This window comes from Pantoea sp. QMID4 (assembly GCF_030270445.1).
In the GTDB taxonomy this organism is placed as follows: Bacteria; Pseudomonadota; Gammaproteobacteria; order Enterobacterales; family Enterobacteriaceae; genus Pantoea; species Pantoea vagans.
In genome coordinates, this window is record NZ_BSXL01000004.1 from 1 (window position 1) to 22,085 (window position 22,085).

20 protein-coding genes and 1 other RNA gene are annotated in these 22,085 nt (G+C 58.0%); 9 read left to right on the forward strand and 12 right to left on the reverse strand.

Annotation, left to right across the window (positions count from 1 at the left end; all coding sequences use genetic code 11):
- Positions 1–109 precede the first annotated feature (109 nt).
- Positions 110–243: non-coding RNA, RtT sRNA (locus tag QSK07_RS09765), on the forward strand.
- A 470-nt stretch (positions 244–713) separates the two neighbouring features.
- Here the strand turns inward: QSK07_RS09765 and QSK07_RS09770 are convergent.
- A complete protein-coding gene (locus QSK07_RS09770; RefSeq protein WP_285720828.1) occupies positions 714–2,189 on the reverse strand; it encodes an AlkA N-terminal domain-containing protein in 1,476 nt (491 codons plus the stop codon).
- Positions 2,190–2,347: 158 nt separating this feature from the next.
- On the opposite strand from QSK07_RS09770, the gene QSK07_RS09775 reads away from it, so the two are divergent.
- The 3 genes from QSK07_RS09775 to pnuC all read left to right on the forward strand — a co-directional run bounded on the left by QSK07_RS09775 (position 2,348) and on the right by pnuC (position 4,816).
- Complete coding sequence (locus tag QSK07_RS09775) at positions 2,348–2,881, forward strand: methylated-DNA--[protein]-cysteine S-methyltransferase (protein ID WP_098051190.1); 534 nt, start codon at positions 2,348–2,350, stop codon at positions 2,879–2,881.
- A 127-nt stretch (positions 2,882–3,008) separates the two neighbouring features.
- Positions 3,009–4,070 (forward strand): quinolinate synthase NadA, encoded by a 1,062-nt coding sequence (gene nadA, locus QSK07_RS09780; RefSeq protein WP_098051189.1) that lies wholly within the window; start codon positions 3,009–3,011, stop codon positions 4,068–4,070.
- A 23-nt stretch (positions 4,071–4,093) separates the two neighbouring features.
- The gene (pnuC, locus tag QSK07_RS09785; RefSeq protein ID WP_285720827.1) at positions 4,094–4,816 is read left to right on the forward strand and encodes a nicotinamide riboside transporter PnuC; all 723 of its coding nucleotides are present in this window, start codon (positions 4,094–4,096) and stop codon (positions 4,814–4,816) included.
- Here the strand turns inward: pnuC and zitB are convergent.
- The 4 genes from zitB to QSK07_RS09805 form a co-directional block, all read right to left on the reverse strand.
- Positions 4,810–5,799 carry a CDF family zinc transporter ZitB gene (gene zitB / locus QSK07_RS09790; protein WP_275219876.1) on the reverse strand — a complete coding sequence of 330 codons (990 nt, stop codon included), beginning with the start codon at positions 5,797–5,799 and terminating at the stop codon, positions 4,810–4,812. The genes pnuC and zitB overlap by 7 nt on opposite strands.
- A complete protein-coding gene (locus QSK07_RS09795) occupies positions 5,777–8,851 on the reverse strand; it encodes a hybrid sensor histidine kinase/response regulator (RefSeq protein WP_285720826.1) in 3,075 nt (1,024 codons plus the stop codon). The genes zitB and QSK07_RS09795 overlap by 23 nt, the downstream gene beginning before the upstream one ends.
- The gene (locus QSK07_RS09800; RefSeq protein ID WP_098051186.1) at positions 8,833–9,414 is read right to left on the reverse strand and encodes a response regulator transcription factor; all 582 of its coding nucleotides are present in this window, start codon (positions 9,412–9,414) and stop codon (positions 8,833–8,835) included. The genes QSK07_RS09795 and QSK07_RS09800 overlap by 19 nt, the downstream gene beginning before the upstream one ends.
- A 98-nt stretch (positions 9,415–9,512) precedes the next feature.
- Positions 9,513–9,863: a YbgS-like family protein gene (locus QSK07_RS09805; protein ID WP_285720825.1), complete on the reverse strand. Its 351-nt coding sequence runs from the start codon at positions 9,861–9,863 to the stop codon at positions 9,513–9,515.
- 287 nt (positions 9,864–10,150) lie between these two features.
- Here QSK07_RS09805 and aroG point away from each other — a divergent pair, with 287 nt between their 5' ends.
- Positions 10,151–11,203, forward strand: a complete 1,053-nt coding sequence (gene aroG / locus QSK07_RS09810; RefSeq protein WP_285720824.1) for a 3-deoxy-7-phosphoheptulonate synthase AroG — start codon at positions 10,151–10,153, stop codon at positions 11,201–11,203.
- A gap of 127 nt (positions 11,204–11,330) precedes the next feature.
- On the opposite strand, the gene gpmA is transcribed toward aroG, so the two are convergent.
- From gpmA to modE, 6 genes are all read right to left on the reverse strand, one after another.
- A complete protein-coding gene (gene gpmA / locus QSK07_RS09815) occupies positions 11,331–12,083 on the reverse strand; it encodes a 2,3-diphosphoglycerate-dependent phosphoglycerate mutase (protein ID WP_003851893.1) in 753 nt (250 codons plus the stop codon).
- Between the two features lie 151 nt (positions 12,084–12,234).
- Entirely contained in the window at positions 12,235–13,269 is a 1,035-nt protein-coding gene (galM, locus tag QSK07_RS09820; RefSeq protein ID WP_285720823.1) for a galactose-1-epimerase, read from the reverse strand.
- On the reverse strand, positions 13,263–14,411 hold the full coding sequence (galK, locus tag QSK07_RS09825) for a galactokinase (protein ID WP_098051181.1): 1,149 nt from the start codon (positions 14,409–14,411) through the stop codon (positions 13,263–13,265). The genes galM and galK overlap by 7 nt, the downstream gene beginning before the upstream one ends.
- Positions 14,402–15,454, reverse strand: a complete 1,053-nt coding sequence (gene galT / locus QSK07_RS09830) for a galactose-1-phosphate uridylyltransferase (RefSeq protein ID WP_285720822.1) — start codon at positions 15,452–15,454, stop codon at positions 14,402–14,404. The genes galK and galT overlap by 10 nt, the downstream gene beginning before the upstream one ends.
- 450 nt (positions 15,455–15,904) lie before the next feature.
- On the reverse strand, positions 15,905–17,377 hold the full coding sequence (gene modF / locus QSK07_RS09835) for a molybdate ABC transporter ATP-binding protein ModF (protein ID WP_285720821.1): 1,473 nt from the start codon (positions 17,375–17,377) through the stop codon (positions 15,905–15,907).
- 69 nt (positions 17,378–17,446) lie between these two features.
- Entirely contained in the window at positions 17,447–18,229 is a 783-nt protein-coding gene (modE, locus tag QSK07_RS09840; protein WP_285720820.1) for a molybdenum-dependent transcriptional regulator, read from the reverse strand.
- Between the two features lie 136 nt (positions 18,230–18,365).
- On the opposite strand from modE, the gene QSK07_RS09845 reads away from it, so the two are divergent.
- The 4 genes from QSK07_RS09845 to modC all read left to right on the forward strand — a co-directional run bounded on the left by QSK07_RS09845 (position 18,366) and on the right by modC (position 21,184).
- On the forward strand, positions 18,366–18,521 hold the full coding sequence (locus QSK07_RS09845; RefSeq protein WP_098051177.1) for an AcrZ family multidrug efflux pump-associated protein: 156 nt from the start codon (positions 18,366–18,368) through the stop codon (positions 18,519–18,521).
- 145 nt (positions 18,522–18,666) lie between these two features.
- Entirely contained in the window at positions 18,667–19,440 is a 774-nt protein-coding gene (gene modA, locus QSK07_RS09850; protein WP_275219870.1) for a molybdate ABC transporter substrate-binding protein, read from the forward strand.
- Positions 19,437–20,126, forward strand: a complete 690-nt coding sequence (gene modB, locus QSK07_RS09855; protein ID WP_285720819.1) for a molybdate ABC transporter permease subunit — start codon at positions 19,437–19,439, stop codon at positions 20,124–20,126. Before modA ends, modB begins: the two co-directional genes overlap by 4 nt.
- On the forward strand, positions 20,126–21,184 hold the full coding sequence (gene modC / locus QSK07_RS09860; RefSeq protein ID WP_098051175.1) for a molybdenum ABC transporter ATP-binding protein ModC: 1,059 nt from the start codon (positions 20,126–20,128) through the stop codon (positions 21,182–21,184). The genes modB and modC overlap by 1 nt, the downstream gene beginning before the upstream one ends.
- Here modC and QSK07_RS09865 read toward each other — a convergent pair whose 3' ends face one another.
- A complete protein-coding gene (locus tag QSK07_RS09865; protein ID WP_285720818.1) occupies positions 21,185–22,003 on the reverse strand; it encodes a pyridoxal phosphatase in 819 nt (272 codons plus the stop codon).
- Positions 22,004–22,085: the final 82 nt, after the last annotated feature.

Here is a 22,085-nt window from a genome sequence, read left to right on the forward strand (position 1 = left end):
GATGCGTCAGCATCACCCGGAGGGCGAGGCCCTGGAAGGGCCGAGGCAATCCTGCACGACCCACCAATTAAGAAAGAAGCGCCTTTGAGGCGCTTTTTTCGTTTCCGGGTTGCGGACTTTACCGCGCAGGGTGAGAACCTGCAGCAGGTTCGACTGAATCGCCAGATGATTCAGGCTGATGCGTCAGCATCACCCGGAGGGCGAGGCCCTGGAAGGGCCGAGGCAATCCTGCACGACCCACCAATTAAGAAAGAAGCGCCTTTGAGGCGCTTTTTTCGTTTCCGGGTTGCGGACTTTACCGCGCGCGTTCGACTGAATAACTACAAAACGTCTCATAATTTTGAGTCTTTCCGGGATCGCTGTGAGATGGAGCCAGCCCAGGTAACAGGGTCAGATCGGAAAGACGCAAAAGCCGTCGTCCATGACACGCTCGGCCCGCGCCGTCCTGGCGCGGGACGCTTTCCTCCTCTGACCCTGTTCCCTGTGCGTTGAGCTTCTGTGTTGCTGTGAGATAGCTTGACTTGGCTTTCTCAGCCGTCTAAAAGCGCTACAGGCGATAACCCTGTTCACTGCTCGTTTTGCTTCTGTGTTACTGGAAGATTTAACGTGATTTGGGTTCCTCTGCGATTTGAAAGAGTTTTACGCCGCTTTCATCATTTCTGCGATATCCACTATGCGGGGCAAGGTGCCAACCTGAATCCCCACACCCGCCGTCACGCCTTTTTGTTCACCTTCGCCACTGCCAGGCTCTCCCAGATATGCATCACCGCATAGCTGCGCCAGGGGCGCCAGGATTGCGAACGCGCTTCCGCCTCTCTGGATGACATGCCGCCCAGATTATTACGGATGGCAATATCTTCCTTGGGAAAGGCATCCGGCCAGCGCAGGGCGCGCATCGCGATATAATGCGCCGTCCAGGGACCAATGCCCGGCAGGCCGACCAGCTTTTTTATCACCTCGTCAGGCTGCTGAGCGGCGCTGAGACGCAGATCGCCGCTGGCGCAGGCGCTGGCAAAGGCGATGATGGCGCGGGAGCGCGCGGCGCTGACAATGCCCATCGGTGCGACATCGTCCACCGTCAGTCCGGCGATACGTTCAGGAAGGGCGGTATAACGGGTAAGATCGGCAAAAGGCGTCTCGCAGGGTTCACCGAAGGCGGCGGCAAAACGGCTGCTGACCGTGGTGGCCGCTTTGACCGTCACCTGCTGGCCGATAATGGCGCGTACGCCCAGCTCAAAGGCGTCGAATGCGCCAGGCACGCGCAGACCGGGATGTGCGATCAGGCTGGGCGCCAGCAGTGGATCCTGGGCCAGGCAGGCGGCGATACGCTGCGGCTGGGCGTCGAGATCGAACAGGTCACGCAGACGACGCAGCAGCAGAGGCAGTACCGGCGTCAGGGATGTTGAGAGCGTCACCTGCAATGCGTTCTTCTGCGGCAGATGGGAAACGCTGACCCAGCCCCGGCAGCGGCCCAGCGCCACGGTGCGTCGCCAGCTGCCATCTTCCACCGCTTCGACCTCCTTCATCAGGTGCGTCTGCAAAAACCAGAGCATCGCCGCCCAGTCATAGGGGGGGCGATAGGTCAGCCGCAGCGTCACGCGGTCGCCGGGCTGCGCACGCTTAGTGCCGGTATCATCCCGGCGCAGCGCGCTCGGCGTCATGCGGTAGCGCGCCTGGAACACATCATTAAACCGACGAAGGCTGCTGAAACCGCTGGCGTAGGCGACCTCCGTGACCGGCAGCTGTGTTTCTGTCAGCAGCTGTTTTGCCAGCAGCATTCGCCGCGTCTGCTTCAGCTCCAGCGGCGAAACGCCGAGTTCATGCTGCACGATACGGCGCAGCTGACGCAGGCTGAGGCCGAATTCCGCAGCAATCGCTTCCAGGCCTTCGCGCTCCTCCAGCATGCCTTCCTCGATACGCTGAATAAGCCGCTCCGCCACGCGATGCGGCTGATCAACCGGCGCATTGCCGGGTGCCAGTTCTGGCCGACAGCGCAGGCAGGGGCGAAAGCGCGCTTTTTCCGCCGCTTCGGCGCTGCTGAAGAAAAGGCAGTTCTTTTGCATAGGCGCTTTAACCGGGCAGACCGGGCGGCAATAGATACCGGTTGACGTCACGCCCACAAAGAAAACGCCGTCAAAGCGGGTATCACGAGAGGTCAGCGCCTGATAGGCAATTTCGGGATCGAGCATGGCATTTCTCCGGCAAATAGGTACAGCCTATACCGGCTGGATCCGTCAGACTGGCTGTTTTCGGACAGCAAAACAGTTTAACGCCATGACCGGAAACAGCCAGTCAGGGGGAAAAAAAGTGCGATACTGGATGACGGAACCGTGACGGGAGAATCACCATGTACTACTTCAAACCGATAGCTACCCCGGTAGGTGAACTGAAACTGGTCGCCAGCGACAGTGGCCTGGCGGGCATTTTATGGGAAAACGACGATCCGAAGCGCACCCGATTTTTGCCGCAGACGCGCAATGACGATCATCCCATTCTGATCGAAACTGAGCGTCAGCTCAGCGAATACTTTACTGGTGAGCGTCGCTGTTTTGAATTGCCGCTCGACATGGTCGGCACCGACTTTCAGAAAAAAGTCTGGCAGGCGCTGGTGGCGATTCCGTTTGGTGAAACGCGCAGCTACAGCCAGATTGCCAGAGAGATCGGTCATCCGCTGGCAGTAAGGGCGGTCGGCGCGGCCAATGGGCGTAATCCACTCTCCATTGTTGCGCCATGTCACCGCGTGATCGGTGCTAACGGCAAGCTGACCGGCTTTGCAGGCGGGCTGGATATCAAAGCCTTCCTGCTGGCGCTGGAAGCGCCGCTGTCGCTTCCCGATAAAGCGGCTCCAGAGCCGATTCAGTTAGTGATACAGGCGGACTAAAAATCCCACGACACAGTCTGGCTTTTCCGCTATCTTGTTTAGCATATAAAACAAGATGGCGGATTGAACGCCATTATTCGCCTTTACTGGCGATTTTTCGTTAATTAGATAAAACGAGAGCTGTGTCATGAGTGTGATGTTCGATCCTGAAAGCACCATTTACCCTTTTCCGCCTAAACCTGCTCGTCTGAGTGACGACGAGAAGGCGTTTTACCGTGAGAAAATCAAAGCGCTGCTGAAGACGCGTAATGCGGTGATGGTGGCGCACTACTACACCGATCCGGAAATCCAGGCGCTGGCGGAAGAGACCGGCGGCTGCGTTTCCGACTCGCTGGAGATGGCGCGTTTCGGCAGTCATCACCCGGCCAACACGCTGCTGGTAGCGGGCGTGCGCTTTATGGGCGAAACGGCCAAAATCCTCAGCCCGGAGAAAACCGTGCTGATGCCGACGCTACAGGCGGAGTGCTCGCTGGATCTCGGCTGCCCGATTGAAGAGTTTAACGCCTTCTGTGATGCCCATCCCGATCGCACCGTCGTGGTCTATGCCAACACCTCAGCGGCGGTCAAAGCGCGGGCCGACTGGGTAGTAACCTCCAGCATTGCGGTTGAGCTGATTGAGCATCTCGACAGTCTGGGCGAAAAGATCATCTGGGCACCGGATCGTCACCTGGGTCGCTATGTCACCCGGAAATCAGGCGCGGATGTGCTGTGCTGGCAGGGTGCCTGCATTGTGCATGACGAGTTTAAAACCCAGGCGCTGCAGCGTATGAAAGCGCTCTATCCCGACGCGGCAGTGCTGGTGCACCCGGAGTCGCCACAGGCGATTGTCGATCTGGCGGATGCGGTCGGATCGACCAGTCAGCTGATTCAGGCGGCGAAATCCCTGCCACATCCGCAGATGATTGTGGCGACCGATCGCGGCATCTTCTACAAAATGCAGCAAATGGTGCCGGATAAAGAGTTGCTGGAAGCGCCGACTGCGGGTGAGGGCGCAACCTGCCGCAGCTGTGCACACTGTCCGTGGATGGCGATGAACGGCCTTAAAGCCATCGCAGAGGCGCTGGAGACGGGCGGCGCGGAACATGAGATTCAGGTGGATGAGACGCTGCGAGAGGCGGCGTTACTGCCGCTAAATCGCATGCTATCCTTTGCAGCAGAACTTAAACTCAACGTGAAGGGAAACGCCTGAGCGTTCCCGGACAGGTGCTTAGCATGGACTTTTTCAGCACACATAATATTCTGGTTCACATTCCTCTGGGTGCCGGGGGCTACGATCTCTCATGGATTGAGGCCATCGGCACGCTGGCGGGCTTACTCTGTATCTGGTTTGCCAGCCTGGAAAAAATCATCAACTATCCGTTCGGTCTGATCAACGTGACGCTGTTTGCGGTGATCTTCTTTCAGATCCAGCTCTATGCCAGCCTCCTGCTGCAGCTCTTCTTCTTTGCCGCCAATATCTATGGCTGGTACGCCTGGAGCCGTCAGACCGCCGATCATCAGGCCGAGCTGAAAATCCGCTGGCTGCCACTGCCCAAAGCGCTGGCCTGGGCGACGGGTTGTGTGATCGCCATTGCGCTGATGACCCTTTATATCGACCCGGTGTTTGCGCTGTTAACCCGTGCAGCGGTGACGCTGATGAACGGTATTGGCCTGTCAGTGGCGATGCCCGCGTTGCAGCCGGATGCCTTCCCGTTCTGGGATTCCTGCATGATGGTGTTGTCGATTGCGGCGATGGTGCTGATGACGCGCAAATATGTGGAGAACTGGCTGCTGTGGGTCATCATCAACGTGATTAGCGTAATGATTTTCGCCCGTCAGGGCGTGTATGCGATGTCGCTGGAGTATGTGATTCTGACGCTGATTGCCCTGAATGGATCGCGTATGTGGATCCGCAGCGCGCGGCAACAGGGTTCCCGCGCGCTGTCGGCTCAGTGAGTGTGCGCTTCGCCTTTAGCGTGAGCAGGGTCATGATCATGGTCGTGAGAATGACTGTGATCATGGCCGGAGGCAGCCGCGCTGCTTAAGCCGAGTTCACACTCGGCTCCGGTGCAGGGCTGATACTCCATCTGCACCGTCGCATGCTCAATCTGGTAGTTCTGGCGCAGGTAGTCGTGAATACGATGCAGCAGCGCATCGTGATCGTAAGGCGGGATCACCTGCGCATGCAGTGTCAGCAGCGGCTTTTCGCCGACCTGCCACAGATGCACATGGTGAACATTGCGCACTTCGGCGATATTCAGCGTCAGATCCCGTATCAGCCTGTTCACATCCAGCGAATGCGGTGCCCCTTCCAGTAACTCCTGCAGACTTTCACGCAGCAGCGCCCAGGCGCTGCGCAGCACCAGCAGTGAGACCAGTAGTGACAGAATCGGGTCGACAGGCGTCCAGCCGGTCAGCAGAATAATCACCGCCGCCACAATTGCGCCCACCGAACCCAGCAGGTCACCCATGACATGCAGCGCGGCGGCACGCACGTTGAGGTTCTTCTCTCCGCTGCCGTGATGCAGCAGCCAGAACGACAGAATATTCGCCAGCAGGCCGCCAGCTGCGATCCCCAGCATCAGGCCACCCGTGACCGGCTGCGGGTCGGCAAAGCGGCGCACCGCTTCCCAGACGATGAGCGCGGTAATGCCCAGCAGTGCGATGGCGTTAACAAACGCGGCCAGCGTAGTCAGGCGCAACAGGCCAAAGGTGTGACGTGCATTAGGTTTACGGCGCGAGAACTGCACCGCCAGCAAGGCCATCAGCAGCGCGGCGGCGTCGGTCAGCATATGCCCGGCATCCGCCAGCAGCGCCAGTGAACCTGAGATCCAGCCGCCAATCACTTCAGCAACCATGAAGACGACGGTCACCCCGAAGGCGGCCGCCAGACGCGTGCGATTACTATCCTGCCCGCTATGAGTGTGGGTATGTGCCATAAGTTTCCAGTTTTTTCAGTAACCTGTTTACGAATAATATCAGTAATGGCCACGTCTCAGACGTGTCCTGATGCTGTTTAACCTGCTCCGTCAGCTGCTGGCTGAGCTGCGCGCCATGCTCCAGCCCTGCCAGCAGGCAGCTTCCTTTCATCCGGTGTGCTGATTCGGCGAACTGCGTCCAGTCTGCGCGTTCGTGTGCCTCTCGCATCACTGCCAGGTCCTGTGTCACCGTAGTGTGCAGCGTCTGGCTCAGACGGCTGAGGAATTTGTCATTCTGCTGCGCCAGCTGCCACAGGTTGTCATCCAGCGACGCCAGTGGGTCTTCCTGCCACTCAGCCAGCAGCGCGCTGAGATCGGCTAACTGCACCGGTTTAATCAGCACCTGCTCGCCCTCCTGAGGCAGATACGACAGCAGCTGCGCGTCAGCCGAGCAGAGCACCCGCATCGCCTGACGTCCACGCTGGCGGTCACGCCGACGCAATATCCGCAGCAGCAGCGTACCGTCAGGGCGCGGCATCATCTGGTCGATAAACAATAGATCATAAGGCTGCTTTGCGTCGGCCTGCAGCAGCGCGCGTCCCTGTTCGAAGGTGTCAGCCTGAATCGCAAAGCGCGCCAGCTGCTGCTGCATCACCAGCAGATTGGCTGGATGGTCATCGACAATCGCCACCTTAAGCTGAGGAAAGCCGGGCAGGGACATCTCATCCGCGTGGCTTAGCGGCGCGCAGATCTCAAGCGGCAGCGTTACGGTGACCTGAGTGCCGTGACCGGGTTCAGAGGTGAGCCGGATGTCCCCGCCCATCCGCAACACCATTTCGCGGCAGATAAACAGTCCCAGCCCGCTGCCCTGTACCGAGACGGATTTTCCGGACGGCGCCTGATACCACGGATCAAACAGCTTCTGCTGTTCCTCCGGCGGAATCCCGCTGCCGCTGTCGCTCACCGTCAGAACCAGCTGCTGCTCTGCGACCAGGGTCAGACGAATCGCGCCGTGACGGGTAAATTTCAGCGCATTGGTCATCAGGTTATTGACCACCTGCTGCAGGCGGTCGGCATCGATCAGCACGGTGTCAGGCAGCGGCGTCAGCGCCTCGACGATCAGACGCGGGCCGTCAGCGCGCATCAGCGGATGATAAAAATGCTGCTGTTGATTGAGCCACTGCGCCAGCGCCAGCGGACGGGGTGCCAGGGTAAAACTGTTGCTTTCAATACGCGCATGATCCTGCAGGTCATTCAGCAGGGTCAGTAGCGATTGTGCGCTGCTGTGCAGCAGCGAAAGATTCTGGCTGCTGTGCTGTTGCTTCTCCAGCTCCAGCAGCCCCAGGATAGCCTGCATCGGCGTGCGCAGTTCATGACTGACGGTCGCCAGGAACTGGCTTTTCATCGCATTGGCATGTTCCGCCTGTTCACGCTGCTGACGTTCCCGGCGCTGTTGCCAGTAGCGGCGCGCCAGCAGCAACAGCAGCAGCACAATCGCTGCACCGGCTACTGCCAGCACCACCATCGGCAGTGAACGCATCACCCTTACGCTACCGGGCTGCGGCGGCGTTGACCAGCTATCACGCATCTGGCTTTGGGTATCGGCCGGAATCTGCTGCAGCGCGCGATCCAGCAGGGTACGCAGTACTGTCTGGTCCGGCGTGACGCCCAGCGCAATCGGCCAGGCGATGTCGCTGGCAGCAAAGGCGAGGTGAATGCGGGCATCATCGCGGCTGGCGATACGCCAGCGGGCGGAGAGCACGTTATCGACCAGCGCGTCGATCTGCCCCTTTGCCAGCGCGTCATAGAGGCTATTACGGTCGGCAAACGGCTGTGGCTGCAGATCCGCAGGCAGCAGACGCAGCGCCAGGTCATCCTGCAACACGCCGATCCGCTTACCGCGCAGGTCGCGCCAGTGCGCCAGCGTATCAGACTGGACGCTGTAGATGCCCCACAGCGCGCGCCACACCGGCAGCGACGTGCTCTGCATCGCATCGCCATTCAGCGGCTGCATCAGCTGCAGCATTGCCTGCTTTTGCTGAATCAGCGTGCTGGCCTGACGGGGATTACTGACCCACACCGGCTCAAACTCTACTCCGGTGCTCTGCGCAATCGCTTTCAGCAAATCCACGCCATAGCCCCGGGCGGTTCCGCTGGCATCGCGATAACTCCAGGGATAGTTGTCCGGTTCGGCGGTGTAGGTTATACGCGGATGATCGGCAATCCAGGCGCGCTCAGCGGGGCTGAGCATCAGAGTCTGGGTATCCTGATAGCGTGGCAGACTGCTGCTCCAGCGCGCCTGTAGCGTGTTCATCAGTTCTGCAGGCAGCTGACGCAGGCTCTGATTTATCCAGTTGATAAGCTGGGGATCGCGCGCCACCGCGCGCAGGTTAAGCTGGCCGGCCTCAATGTGGGAGGCGATCTGATAAATCTGACCCTGTTGCAGCTGGCTCAGCAGAAAGCCGGCGCTGGTTTCATCCGCCACCACATAGTCATTCTGCTGATTAAGCAGGGTATAGAGCGCCTGCAGATCGCTACTGTAGCGTCGCCAGCTGTGACGGGCCGCCAGCGCAGATGGCAGCTGCGCCAGAGTGCTGTCGCTGATTGCAAGCGAGGCATTATGGCTGTTAAACATCACGGCACGCTGGTTTTGCTGATTGCGATAAACCCGCAGCGGACTGCTGAACCAGTTTTCGCTGCTCAGGGTGCCGGGTGGCAGCGGGGCACTCCACATGCCCAGCGCAAAATCGATCTGGCCGCTGGCCAGCGCCTGCATCAGATGCGGCTGATCGCTGTAAAGGTTGAGGGTGAACTGCGCGCCGGTCAGCTGTCGCAGCGCGGAAAGATAGTCGGCGTTGATACCATAGAGGTCATTGCCGATACGCATCGCCCAGGGCGCGTGGTTTTCTTCCAGCAGGCCGACGCGCAGGATCCTGCCCTGCATGGTTTCCGCATGGGTCACGGGCAGCATCATCGGCAGGTTGACGCTGCTCACCGGACGTACCTCAGCCAGACCGGTGCCGCACCAAAACAGCAGGATCAGCAGAATTATTCTCACTGCTGGGCTTTCCACAGATCAGCCAGTTCCACCACTGAGCGGGCACCGGTTTTTTCCAGAATGCTCTTTTTATGGGTACTGACCGTTTTGTTACTGATGTGCAGCTGAGCCGCGATTTGCAGATTGGACAACCCACTGGCCAGCAGCGCCAGAATCTGACGCTCCTTCCGGGTCAGCGGCAGCTCAGGCTCGTCGTCCATCACGGGAAAGGCGGTCTGCCCACCCAGGATCGCCAGTATGGCGCTGAGCAGCTGCGCCATACGCTGACTTTTCACCACATAACCGGCCGCCCCCAGCGCCTGAGCGCGACGCACATAGTGGCGGGTCTGCTGCGCGGAGTAGATCAGGACCGGGCAATCAGGACGATGGATCTTCAGGCGACGCAGGAACTCCAGGCCGTCGCTGTCCGGCAGGCCGATATCCAGCACAATAATGTCCGGTTGCTCCTGAAGTAAGGCGCGGGCGGCTTTTTCACTGCTGGCAGAGAGGAGCTTAACGGGTATGGGCGACTGGCTCAGGGCAGCTTCAAGTGCCACTTCAACCAGTGGATGATCGTCAATCAAAAGCAAAACGGCCATGAAGGATTTCCTGTTAATTTCACAGGATTAGCATAGCGTAAGAGTGGGGCTGAAGGGAGAGAATCCCGGAGAGCCGCAGCTCTCCAGGCTAAACAGAATTACTGTGAAGTGCCGTCGGTTTTCGTGTTTACGTCACCGCCGCCCACTTTGGTCTGAACTTTTTTATTCACGTTCGGACATTTGCCATCTTTACACTGGCTGTTCTGGTCAATTTCGTTAGCAGACATATTGCCATTGCTGGTGGTGCTGCCAGACGTTGCAGGATTAGTATTGGTACCAGTGTTATTAATTTTGCTGTTATCGACATTATTCGGTGGCAGATTTTGTTTTGCGCCGGGTGCAACCGCACCAGCATTCGCGGCCTGGTTTGCGTTGCCATCAGCCAGTACCGCACCGCTGCTCAGTGTCATTGCTGCTGTCAAAAAAATTAAGGCAAACTTTTTCATCATTATGCTCCCGTTAATAAATGAAGAGGCTTTAAGCCCAGAGGTGCAATTTCGGGTAAAGAAATCCCTGACGAAATAAAATTCGCCAGTTGGCTTAAACAGGGTAATTAAATAAGGTAAGCGGGACGTTCCTCAGTGCTTACCATTAAAAAGTTTAGTCGCTAACCTGATTAATGCAAATGTGACCCGCACATTTAAGCCGCAGCAGGAATTTACACCCCTGGCGCTTCGGGCTACATTGGGCAGGATGTGTCCGGCGGGCGCCGGGCAAGAAATAATATGGAATCAGTATGAATTACCAGAACGATGATTTACGCATCAAAGAGATTAAAGAGCTGCTACCTCCTGTTGCGCTGCTCGAAAAATTCCCGGCAACCGATCGTGCTGCACAGACCGTTTCACAGGCCCGTCAGGCGATTCATCAGATCCTGCAGGGCAAGGACGATCGTCTGCTGGTAGTGATTGGACCCTGTTCAATTCATGACACTGACGCGGCGAAAGAGTATGCAAGCCGCCTGCTGGCACTGCGTGATGAGCTGAAAGGCGAGCTGGAAGTGGTCATGCGGGTCTATTTTGAAAAGCCGCGCACGACAGTGGGCTGGAAAGGTCTGATTAATGACCCGTATATGGATAACAGTTACCAGCTTAACGACGGTCTGCGTCTGGCGCGTAAACTGTTGCTGGAGATCAACGACAGCGGCTTACCGGCAGCGGGCGAGTTTCTGGATATGATTACCCCGCAGTATGTGGCAGACCTGATGAGCTGGGGCGCGATTGGTGCGCGTACTACGGAATCTCAGGTTCACCGCGAGCTGGCATCCGGTCTTTCCTGCCCGGTTGGCTTTAAAAACGGCACCGATGGCACCATCAGGGTGGCGATTGATGCAATCAACGCAGCGGGCTCACCGCACTGTTTCCTGTCAGTAACCAAGTATGGTCACTCCGCGATTGTGGAAACCAGCGGCAACGGTGACTGCCACATCATCCTGCGCGGCGGCAAAGAGCCGAACTATAGCGCACAGCATGTCGCTGAGGTTAAAGCGGGTCTGGCGAAAGCGGGTCTGCCACAGCAGGTGATGATCGATTTCAGCCATGCCAACAGCAGCAAGCAGTTCCAGCGTCAGATGGTTGTGGCAGATGATGTTTCACAGCAGCTGATCAACGGTGAGCAGGCAATTGTCGGTGTAATGATTGAAAGTCATCTGGTGGAAGGCAATCAGAGCCTGGAGAGCGGCGAGCCGCTGGTCTATGGCAAAAGCGTCACCGACGCCTGTATCGGCTGGGAAGATACCGACAAGGTGCTGCGTCAGCTGGCGGCAGCAGTTAAACAGCGCCGCGATTGATTGAGACGAGTGACAAAGGCTGCCCTGATTCTCTGTGCTGCTAAGCACTAAGCGCTGTTTTTCAGGCGGCGCAGCCCAATAAAAAAGGCCAGACTTTTGTCTGGCCTTTTTGCCTTTCAGCGAGAAATTACTTCGCTTTACCCTGATTCGCAACGGCGGCTGCCTTCGCAGCAATCTCGTCCTGGTCGCCCAGGTAGTAGCGTTTCAGCGGTTTGAAGTTTTCATCAAACTCATAGACCAGTGGAACGCCGGTAGGAATGTTCAGCTCGAGAATTTCATCTTCGCTCAGGTTATCCAGATATTTCACCAGCGCACGCAGTGAGTTGCCGTGTGCGGCAATGATCACTTTCTCACCGCTTTTGATGCGCGGCAGAATGGTGTCGTTCCAGTAAGGGATAACGCGGTCGATGGTCAGCGCCAGGCTTTCGGTCGTTGGCAACTGCTCCGGGGTCAGTTTCGCGTAACGCGGGTCATGGCCCGGGAAGCGCTCATCTGAACGATCCAGCTCTGGTGGGGTAACGGCAAAGCCGCGACGCCACTGCTTAACCTGCTCGTCGCCATATTTAGCCGCAGTTTCCGCTTTGTCCAGACCCTGCAGCGCACCGTAGTGACGCTCGTTCAGACGCCAGGTTTTCTCAACCGGCAGCCAGGCCTGATCCAGCTCATCCAGCACATTCCACAGCGTATGAATCGCACGCTTCAGTACGGAGGTGTAAGCGAAATCAAAAACAAAGCCCTCTTTCTTCAGCAGCTGGCCTGCTGATTTGGCTTCGCCACGACCTTTCTCAGAAAGGTCAACATCATACCAACCGGTAAAGCGGTTTTCGTTGTTCCACTGGCTTTCGCCGTGTCGCACCAGAACCAGCTTAGTTACAGCCATAGCTTAACTCCTTAATACTGTGATGTTTCTGTGAGATTGGAAACCTGCTGCTGCCCGCCTGAAACACGAGCTGATTGCGCCATACCATAACGGAAAAGCGGGCAGCGCGTAAGCCTGTGTGTGACGCACTGCGCGTTTTTCAGCCGGAGGCTCAGCGTGGCGTGAAGCGATACCGCGTCACGGATTCCCAGCGATCTCCCGGCTGCAGCCAGCAATCCGGCTGAGGCCACTCAGCATGATTAGGCGAATCCGGTAAAAATTCGCTCTCCAGCGCAATGCCCTGGAATGCAGTATAGCTCGCCTGCTCACGGGCACGCGTGCCGGCCAGGTAGTTGCCGGTGTAGAACTGCAGTGCCGGTGCCGAGGTGGTCACGCTGAGCTGCAATCTGCCATCTTCCGACCAGAGTTCCGCTGCAGGCTGACTATCGTCACCTGCGCTGTTGAGCAGAAACGCATGGTCATAGCCCTTCACCGCCCGCTGATCGTCGTCTGTCAGAAAATCCTGCGCCACGACTTTGGCGTTGCGGAAATCGAAACTGGTATCGGCGACGGCTTTCAGCGGCGCATTCGGAATACCCTCGCTGTCGACCGGCAGATACTGGTCGGCGTGCAGTTGTAAGCGATGCTGGCGTGCGTCGCCATGATGCGTATCAAGGTTAAAGTAGGCATGGTTAGTCAGATTGACCGGGCAGGGCTGGTCGCAGCGTGCATCATAGCGGATGCTCAGGCAGTTCTGATCATCCAGCTGATAGCGCAGGTCGGCAATCAGATTGCCCGGATAGCCCTGATCGCCATCCGGCGAGTCGATGCGGTAATGCACCTCGCTGTCGGACTGGCTGACAATCTGCCAGCGGCGTTTATCAAAGCCTTCCGGTCCGCCATGCAGCTGATGGGCACCCTGGTTTGGAACCAGCTGTCGGTTCAGCTTATTGAGCTTTGCTCCGGCGATGCGGTTGGCGTAACGGCCCACCGTGGCACCCAGATAGGCATCCTGATGCAGATAGTCAGAGGGCGTGGCGCAGCCAAGCAGCGCTTCACGCACGGTGCCATCCTGCATCGGGACGCGGGCAGAAAGCCAGGTTGCGCCCCAGTCCATAAAGGTCGCCAGCATGCCACTGGCATTGCGCAGCACCGTTATGCGCCACGGCTGACCGTCAGGTGCATGGGAATTGACGTCGTTCAGCATTGGCCGGCTCCTTCAGAGGCTTTACAGACGTAGAAGGTTTCTTTGATGCCAGTCGCGGCTTCATACTGCTCAGCAACGGCGGCTTTCACCTGATCGACGAGATCCCGTGGCATCAGTGCCACGATGCAGCCACCAAAGCCGCCGCCGGTCATGCGCACGCCGCCGCGTTCACCGATCTGCGCTTTCACGATCTCAACCAGCGTATCGATCGGCGGCACGGTGATCTCGAAATCGTCACGCATCGAGGCGTGCGATTCAGCCATCAGCTGGCCCATACGCGTCAGGTCGCCCTGAGTCAGCGCATCGGCTGCTTCCAGCGTACGGGCGTTCTCGGTCAGAACGTGACGCACGCGTTTTGCCACCTGCGGGTCGAGCTGCGCCTGCGCCGCTTCAAACTCAACCAGTTCAACGTCACGCAGCGCCTTCCTGTTGAAGAAACGCGCGCCCGCTTCACACTGTTCGCGGCGGGTGTTGTATTCGCTGCCGACCAGGGTGCGACGGAAGTTGGAGTTGATGATCACCACCGCGATATCTTCCGGCATCGACACCGGACGCGTGCCCAGCGTGCGGCAGTCGAGCAGCATGGCGTGATCTTTCTGGCCCAGCGCGGAGATCAGCTGGTCCATGATGCCGCAGTTACAGCCAACGAACTGGTTTTCCGCTTCCTGACCATTCACCGCGATGGCCGCGCCATCCAGTGGCAGGTTATAAAGCTGCTGCACCACGGTGCCGACCGCCACTTCCAGCGACGCCGATGAGCTCAGGCCCGCGCCCTGTGGCACGTTGCCGCTGATCACCATATCGATGCCACCGAAATCGGCATGACGCTGCTGCAGATGTTTCACCACGCCGCGCACATAGTTAGCCCACATCGGTTCCTGTACGCTGACGATCTCTTCGTCCAGCGAGAAGGTGTCCTGCGCGTTTTCATAATCGGCAGCGACCACACGAATCTGGCGATCTTCCCTGCGAGCGCAGGCGATAACCGTCTGATAATCGATGGCGCACGGCAGCACAAAGCCGTCGTTATAATCGGTGTGCTCGCCAATCAGGTTAACGCGGCCTGGCGCCTGAATGGTATGTGTGGCGGCGTAACCGAAGGTGTCAGAGAAAAGCTGCTGCGTGATGGTTTTTAAGCGCATTGTTGTGCCTCACGGAAGTGAACGTCGCTGACAGAACGCAGACGTTCCGCCGCCTGTTCCGCCGTTAAATCGCGTTGGGTTTCGGCCAGCATTTCATAGCCAACCATAAATTTACGTACCGTTGCTGAGCGCAGCAGCGGCGGATAAAAGTGCGCATGCAGTTGCCAGTGATTGTTGGCTTCGCCGTTAAACGGCGCGCCGTGCCAGCCCATGGAGTAGGGGAAGGAGCACTGGAACAGGTTGTCGTAGCGGCTGGTCAGCTGCTTGATGGCTTTCGCCAGATCGGCACTCTGCGCTTCACTAAGGTCGGTCAGCTGTTTAACGTGCGCTTTCGGCAGCAGCAGGGTTTCAAACGGCCAGGCGGCCCACCACGGCACGACGGCCAGCCAGTGTTCGGTTTCCACCACGGTGCGGCTGCCATCCTGCTGCTCGCGTGCCAGATAATCGACCAGCATCGGCGAGCCATGTTTAGCGAAATAGTCGCGCTGATGATCATCTTCGCGCTGTGCTTCATTCGGCAGGAAACTGTTAGCCCAGATCTGACCGTGCGGATGCGGGTTAGAGCAGCCCATCGCCGCGCCTTTGTTCTCAAACACCTGCACCCACGGATAGTGCTGACCCAGATCGGCGGTCTGCGCCTGCCAGGTGCGCACCACTTCTTCCAGCGCGCTCAGTGACATCTCCGGCAGCGTTTTGCTGTGATCGGGCGAGAAGCAGATGACCCGACTGGTGCCGCGTGCGCTTTCACAGCGCATCAGGATATCGTCGCTCTCGGGCGCGTCAGGCGTGTCGGTCATCAGTGCAGCAAAGTCATTGGTAAAGACGTACGTGCCAGCATAATCCGGGTTTTTGTCACCGGTAATGCGGGTATTTCCGGCACACAGGAAGCAGTCCGGATCGTGCGACGGTAAGGTATTGACCGCCGGCGTTTCCTGCGCACCCTGCCACGGACGCTTGGCCCGATGAGGTGAAACTAAAATCCATTGATCAATCAGTGGATTGTAACGGCGATGCGGGTGATCGACCGGGTTGAATTTTTCCATGTGAGATCCTGGTAAGCGTCTAAAGCCAGAGAGGTATCGGTAAAAAGTAGCACATCAGCGCGCCCGAAAGCGTGATCAAGTTTGGATAAATGGTATCGTTTACACAAGCTGAATATTCTTATTTCGTGGCGTTGTGTGCGTATTCAGAAGATGAAAGGTGGGGAGGAATGGTAGCGCTTACACAAAGGTGCATTAAAACGCCGCGATAGCGGCGTTGCAGATTGCTGACAAACCCAATCAGGGTTGCTCTGACAGCAACGCGTTAGCTAAAAGCGCAGGGAACACGGGCAGAGGAGGAAAGCGTCCCGCGCCATGGAGGGCGCGGGCCGAGCGGCCATGGATGGTTTAAGCGACTTTCCGATCTGACCGTGTTGCCTTCGCAGACTCGGTCTCACAAATGGGTATGGCAGACTTTGTCAGCAATCTCGTGGAGGGGGCGTTGTTAACGCTTTAGCGCAGCGTTCCCTGCTGAAAAGCGTAGCCGCTATCATCGGGAACAAAGCTCAGACGATGCGTGATGCAGGCGGGCGCATCTTCGGCATGATGCGAAACAAACAGCAGCTGCGTGCGACCTTCGCCAATCAGCACATCGACGAAGCGCCGTACCAGCTGACGGTTAATCGGGTCGAGTCCCTGGAGTGGCTCATCCAGAATCAGCAGCGTCGGATGCTTAACCAGCGCGCGGGCAATCAGCACCAGCCGCTGTTGCCCCCATGAGAGCGAGTGGAACGGTGCATCGCCCAGCCGGTTATCCATTCCCAGCAGTGTCAGCCACTGTTGTGACAGTGCTTTCTGCCGATCGGACGCCGCCTGATAGAGACCGATGGAGTCGAAAAAGCCCGACAGGATGACCGTCCGCACATTGGTGCTCACCCGATAATCAAGGTGCAGGCTGCTGCTGACATAGCCAATATGCTGTTTGATATCCCAGATGGTTTCGCCACTGCCGCGACGACGGCCAAACAGGGTGAGATCATTGCTGTAGCCCTGCGGATGATCGCCGGTTACCAGACTCAGCAGCGTCGATTTCCCGGCGCCATTCGGACCGATAATCTGCCAGTGCTCGCCTGCGTTAACCTGCCAGTTCAGCCCCTGAATCACCGGCTTATCGTTGTAGGAGACGGTGCCGTTGCGCAGGATAACGCGCGGCGCATCATCCGCCAGTGAAGGCAGCTGATCCGGCACATCCGCCTCAGGCAGCGCCATACCCATCAGCTGTTCACTGTGTGCCAGCTGTGCCACCAGCGCTTCCGTTAAAATCGTCTGGCGCGGGCCACTGTGAGTGAGCGTGCACTCCGCCAGCACACCCACCTGCTGAACGAAATCAGGAATATCGTCAAAGCGATTAAGCACCAGCACCAGCGTAAATGCCGGATGCTGCAGATTGCGCAGCGTGTCGGTCAGGCTGGTACGCGACGCCACATCCAGTCCGTCAAACGGCTCATCTAAAATCAGCAAATCTGGCTGGTTCATCAGGGCCTGGCAAAGCAGGGTTTTGCGGGTTTCGCCGGTTGAGAGATATTTGAAGCGGCGTGACAACAGCGATTCAATGCCGAACTGCTGTGCCAGTTGTTCGCAACGTTCCGGCTGCTGCACTTCCGCCTGAATCACCTCTGCCACGGTCAGTCCGGTATCCTCTTCACCTTCGCTGAGCATGTCGGTGTTGTTGCGCTGCCACTCCTGCGCCACCAGCGTCTGTAACTGCTCCAGCGACAGACGGACTGGCCTTGTGAAATCGCTGCTGACGGAGCCCGCCAGCGGCGGCAGTTCACCTGAAAGTGCGCGCGCCAGTGAGGATTTACCGCTGCCGTTGGCACCGACAAAGGCCCAGCTTTCGCCTCGCTGCAGTTCCACCTGATTCAGCGTCAGTATCCGCGTATCGCTAAGATGAAACGTGCCTTGCAAAATATGCAATGAAGCCATTATCTGTTCCATTTTCTGCATCGTGTCACTGAGTTGTAACCATTGGCTGTAATGATGTCAACTCAACCGCTAGAGCAGGGTGGCGACGATGGCGTTCTCCGCGTTGAAACTGGCGATCACCGCGTTGCCGGGCTGCAGCTTCAGCTGCTGTAGCTGTTCATTACTCAGAGTGGCACACAGGATTTCGCCGCTGGCGAGCTGCATCAGCACCTCACTCATCTGCTCACCCGGTTCGATGGCAGTGACGGTGGCGGCCAGCTGATTGTCTTCCTCTGCGGTGTCAAGATTGATACGGATCCACGGTGCTTTGATCAGCACCAGTACCTCTTTACCCGCTGCCAGCTGCAGACGATCGGCGCTGCGCTGGGTCAGCGCCACATTGAGCTGGGTGACGCCATCAGCCAGCTCAATCAGCAGATGCTGAACCACCTGCTGCGCATCGTTGCTGACCACGGTGCCGAACAGCTGGTTGCGGGCGCTGGTCTGCAGTGAGAAGCGAGCGATGGCCGCCAGCAGGCTGTCGAGCGGCAGCGTATCCTGCTGCAGTGCATCAAAAGCTTTCTGCTGGATCTGCTCCATCAGATGAAACAGCTGAATCAGGCGTTCACCGTAGCGGGTCAGCGTGGCTCCGCCGCCGCCTTTGCCGCCGGTTGCCCGCGCCACCAGCGTTTCATCCGCCATCTGGTTCATCTCATTAATCGCATCCCAGGCACTTTTGTAACTGATGCCAGCCAGCTTCGCCCCCTGACTGATCGATCCGGTCTGCTGGACGCGTTTCAGCAGCTCAATACGCCGCGGATCGGCAAACAGTTTCTGTTGTAAACGGATATGAAGGGATAGTTCAGCTTCCATGACAGCTCCGGCAAAGGGTTAAGGCGAAGGCCGATGATAGCGGCGTTTTATGACCAAAGTAAAAGCACGAAAAGGGCTGCGCAAAATTTTACTGACCCGTTACAATCACTTTTTTGTTAGCAGAGTGAGACTCTCCATGCTGGAATTACTGAAAAGCCTCGCCGTGGCCATACTGATGGTCCCTGTGGTAATGGCGCTGATGCTGGGTATGATTTATGGCCTGGGTGAAGTGTTTAATATCTTCTCTAAAGTGGGCCATCGCGAAAAATCTTCAGCCCGTTCGCATAATTAATTTCTGCCACGCCCGCGATCCAGGCGGGCGTCGTCATATTTGTCCCGCACCGATTCAACCTTCTCTGACGCCTGCCGATAATTTACTGAACCTCCCTGATATTGCGTTATATTATCTGCTACACAACGAATAGCCGGAGAGAATCATGTCATCAAATTATACCCGCTGGGGCGTCGCGGCGCTGGTCACCGTGTCGCTGGCAGGACAGGCCGTGGCCGCCGATAACATTACCGTGTTTGCCGCGGCTTCGCTGACCAATGCGATGCAGGATATTGCCAGTCAGTATCAGAAGGAAAAAGGCGTAACGGTCGTCTCTTCCTTCGCCTCATCCTCCACGCTGGCGCGTCAGCTTGAACAGGGCGCGCCTGCCGACCTGTTTATCTCTGCCGATCAGCAGTGGATGGATGATGCGGTAGCGAAGAAAAGCGTGATAACCCGCACCCGCTACACCCTGCTGGGCAACGACCTGGTACTGATTGCGCCACGGAGTGCCGCAGCTAAAGCAGTGACGCTGAATCCGCAGACCGACTGGAAAACATTGCTGCACGGTGAACGTCTGGCGGTTGGCGATCCGGACCATGTTCCGGCGGGTATCTATGCTAAAGAGGCGTTGCAAAAACTGGGAGCCTGGGACAGCGTTGCGCCCGCGTTAGCGCCCGCTAATAATGTGCGGGCAGCGCTGGCGCTGGTCGAGCGTAACGAAACGCCTTATGGCATTGTCTATGGTTCGGACGCCGTCGCCAGCGCCAAAGTGCAGGTGGTGGGGCGTTTTCCGGCAGAGAGCCATAAACCGGTGGAATACCCGATGGCGATCGTAAACGATCACGATACGGCTACCGTTAAAGCCTTTTATGATTACCTGAAAGGGCCGCAGGCTGCGGCGATTTTCAAACATTACGGATTCACACCGACGAAATGATACTCAGCGATCCCGAATGGCAGGCAGTACTGCTTAGCCTTAAAGTCTCTGGCATAGCCGTGCTGGGCAGTCTGCCGTTTGGCATCCTGATGGCCTGGATTCTGGTGCGCTGCCGTTTCCCCGGCAAAGCGCTGCTCGACAGCCTGATTCACCTGCCGCTGGTGCTGCCGCCGGTAGTGGTGGGTTATCTGCTGCTGGTTAGCCTGGGGCGACGCGGGATCATTGGTGAAAAGCTGTTTGACTGGTTCAGTTTCAGCTTTGCGTTCAGCTGGCGCGGGGCGGCACTGGCGTCTGCCGTGATCGCCTTTCCACTGATGGTACGCGCTATCCGGCTGGCGCTGGAAGCGGTGGATAGCCGGCTGGAGCAGGCGGCGCGTACACTGGGTGCCGGACGCTGGCGGGTCTTTTTCACCATCACACTGCCGCTGACATTGCCGGGCGTGATCGCCGGAACGGTACTGGCGTTTGCCCGATCGCTGGGCGAATTTGGCGCCACCATTACCTTTGTGTCCAATATTCCCGGTGAAACGCGCACGCTTCCGCTGGCGATGTTTACCCTGATCGAAACGCCCGGTGCAGAGGGTGCGGCGGCGCGGCTCTGCGTGATCGCTATCGTGCTGGCACTGGGTTCCCTGCTGGCGTCAGAATGGCTGGCACGGGCAGGCCGCAAGCGGATGGGAAGCTGATGCTATCACTCAACTTTATGCAGCAGCAGGGCGAACACCAGCTGGAGATCGACCTGCAGATTCCGGCCAAAGGGATCACCGCCATTTTCGGTGTCTCCGGTGCCGGTAAAACCTCACTCATCAATGCCATCAGCGGACTGACTCAGCCGCAGCGCGGGCGAATTGAGCTTAACGAGCGTCTGCTGTTTGATGCAGAGCAGAAGATTGCGCTGCCGCCGGAAAAACGACGCATCGGTTATGTGTTTCAGGATGCGCGGCTGTTCCCGCACTATCGGGTCCGGGGCAACCTGCAATATGGTATGGCGCCGTCAATGAAAGCGCAGTTCGACAGTCTGGTCTCGCTGCTGGGGCTGGAGGCGCTGCTGTCACGCTTTCCGCTGTCGCTCTCGGGCGGTGAAAAGCAGCGGGTCGCGATTGGCCGGGCGCTGCTGACCGCACCGGATATGCTGCTGCTGGATGAGCCGCTGGCGTCACTGGATCTGCCGCGCAAACGTGAACTGATGCCGTATCTGCAAAAGCTGACGAAGCAGGTCGATATTCCGATGCTCTACGTTTCGCACAGTCTGGATGAAATCCTGCATCTGGCCGATAACGTGCTGGTGCTGGATGCGGGCAAGGTTAAAGCTTTTGGTCCGCTGGAGCGGGTATGGGGCAGCAGCGCGATGCGGCCCTGGCTGCCGGTGAGCGAACTGACCAGCGTGCTGCGGGTACAGGTGCTGGAGCAGCATCCCGACTATCCGATGACCGCGCTGTCGCTGGGCGATCAGCACATCTGGGTCAGCCGGGTAAATCAGCCTGTGAAAACGCCGCTGCGTATTCGCATCGCCTCATCAGATGTCTCGCTGGCGCTGCAACCGCCGCAGCACACCTCCATCCGCAACATTTTACCGGCACAGGTAGTTGAGCTGCTGGAGGTCGGAGACCAGGTGGAGGTGAAGCTGCGTATCGGCATCAGCGAACTCTGGGCGCGCATCACGCCGTGGGCGCGCGATGAACTGGGCATCCGGCCCGAACAGTGGCTTTATGCCCAGATTAAAAGCGTCTCCGTGACGCCCTGATTACAGGACGAACTGACGGAGAGTATCGGCAATACCGGTTTCAAGGTTAGTGCCGATCACCTTTTTCGCCCGCGCTTTGATCGCCTCGTCGGCATTGCCCATCGCCACACCCAGTCCGGCCGTTTCCAGCATGCTGAGGTCGTTGTAGTTATCACCAAACGCGATCACATCGGACATGCTCAGCCCCAGCGATTCAACCCACTGCGCCAGTCGTTTGCCTTTGCTGTTGCCGCCTCTGGCGATATCCACCTGATCGTGCCATGACCATTCGCAGGCCAGCCCCAGCTCCGCTTCCACCGTAGTGGCGAACTGTTGCAGTTCAGGTGTGTTGTTGTGCGACAGGGCAAACTTCCAGATCGACCCGGCGTCACGCACTGCCTGGGCTAAATCAGGCACCTGGCGGAATAGCGGACGCTGATGCTGAGGCAGCGATTCGGCCCATTTCAGGGTGCGCACCACATGACCGGTCGGCGTCTGATAGAGCATCGCATCATCCACGTAGAGCAAGCCGTGAATCTGCTGCTGATTCAGCCTCTCAATGACCTGTAACGCCAGCAGCGGGTCGAGGGGATCGGACGCCAGCACCTTTTTCGCCTGGTAATCATACAAATAGGTGCCATTACAGCAGATTGCGGGTGTATCCAGTTGTAGTGCCTGATAAAAAGGGTGGATAGCGCAGTGATGGCGTCCGGTCACGATAGCGACATGAACACCCGCCTGGCGGGCCTGGTTCAGCGCGTCAATTGACTGCGGCAGAATCGTTTTGGCTGGGGTCAGCAGCGTGCCGTCGAGGTCGAGGGCAATTACCCGGTAGCTCATTCATCCTCTCGTTTTTTTCAGTTTGCAGAGGCTGAAGTCTACACCTGTCCACGGTCCGGAGACAAAAAACAGGACACAAATG

What these genes read in the sequence shown, in the direction of transcription:
- galT (WP_285720822.1), bottom strand. Translation starts at nt 15,454, where the DNA reads ATGGAAAAATTCAACCCGGTCGATCACCCGCATCGCCGTTACAATCCA.
- zitB (WP_275219876.1), bottom strand. Translation starts at nt 5,799, where the DNA reads ATGGCACATACCCACACTCATAGCGGGCAGGATAGTAATCGCACGCGT.
- modE (WP_285720820.1), bottom strand. Translation starts at nt 18,229, where the DNA reads ATGGAAGCTGAACTATCCCTTCATATCCGTTTACAACAGAAACTGTTT.
- modA (WP_275219870.1), top strand. Translation starts at nt 18,667, where the DNA reads ATGTCATCAAATTATACCCGCTGGGGCGTCGCGGCGCTGGTCACCGTG.
- QSK07_RS09805 (WP_285720825.1), bottom strand. Translation starts at nt 9,863, where the DNA reads ATGATGAAAAAGTTTGCCTTAATTTTTTTGACAGCAGCAATGACACTG.
- QSK07_RS09770 (WP_285720828.1), bottom strand. Translation starts at nt 2,189, where the DNA reads ATGCTCGATCCCGAAATTGCCTATCAGGCGCTGACCTCTCGTGATACC.
- modF (WP_285720821.1), bottom strand. Translation starts at nt 17,377, where the DNA reads ATGGCTTCATTGCATATTTTGCAAGGCACGTTTCATCTTAGCGATACG.
- galM (WP_285720823.1), bottom strand. Translation starts at nt 13,269, where the DNA reads ATGCTGAACGACGTCAATTCCCATGCACCTGACGGTCAGCCGTGGCGC.
- modC (WP_098051175.1), top strand. Translation starts at nt 20,126, where the DNA reads ATGCTATCACTCAACTTTATGCAGCAGCAGGGCGAACACCAGCTGGAG.
- QSK07_RS09775 (WP_098051190.1), top strand. Translation starts at nt 2,348, where the DNA reads ATGTACTACTTCAAACCGATAGCTACCCCGGTAGGTGAACTGAAACTG.
- gpmA (WP_003851893.1), bottom strand. Translation starts at nt 12,083, where the DNA reads ATGGCTGTAACTAAGCTGGTTCTGGTGCGACACGGCGAAAGCCAGTGG.
- modB (WP_285720819.1), top strand. Translation starts at nt 19,437, where the DNA reads ATGATACTCAGCGATCCCGAATGGCAGGCAGTACTGCTTAGCCTTAAA.
- aroG (WP_285720824.1), top strand. Translation starts at nt 10,151, where the DNA reads ATGAATTACCAGAACGATGATTTACGCATCAAAGAGATTAAAGAGCTG.
- QSK07_RS09800 (WP_098051186.1), bottom strand. Translation starts at nt 9,414, where the DNA reads ATGGCCGTTTTGCTTTTGATTGACGATCATCCACTGGTTGAAGTGGCA.
- pnuC (WP_285720827.1), top strand. Translation starts at nt 4,094, where the DNA reads ATGGACTTTTTCAGCACACATAATATTCTGGTTCACATTCCTCTGGGT.
- QSK07_RS09865 (WP_285720818.1), bottom strand. Translation starts at nt 22,003, where the DNA reads ATGAGCTACCGGGTAATTGCCCTCGACCTCGACGGCACGCTGCTGACC.
- nadA (WP_098051189.1), top strand. Translation starts at nt 3,009, where the DNA reads ATGAGTGTGATGTTCGATCCTGAAAGCACCATTTACCCTTTTCCGCCT.
- QSK07_RS09845 (WP_098051177.1), top strand. Translation starts at nt 18,366, where the DNA reads ATGCTGGAATTACTGAAAAGCCTCGCCGTGGCCATACTGATGGTCCCT.
- galK (WP_098051181.1), bottom strand. Translation starts at nt 14,411, where the DNA reads ATGCGCTTAAAAACCATCACGCAGCAGCTTTTCTCTGACACCTTCGGT.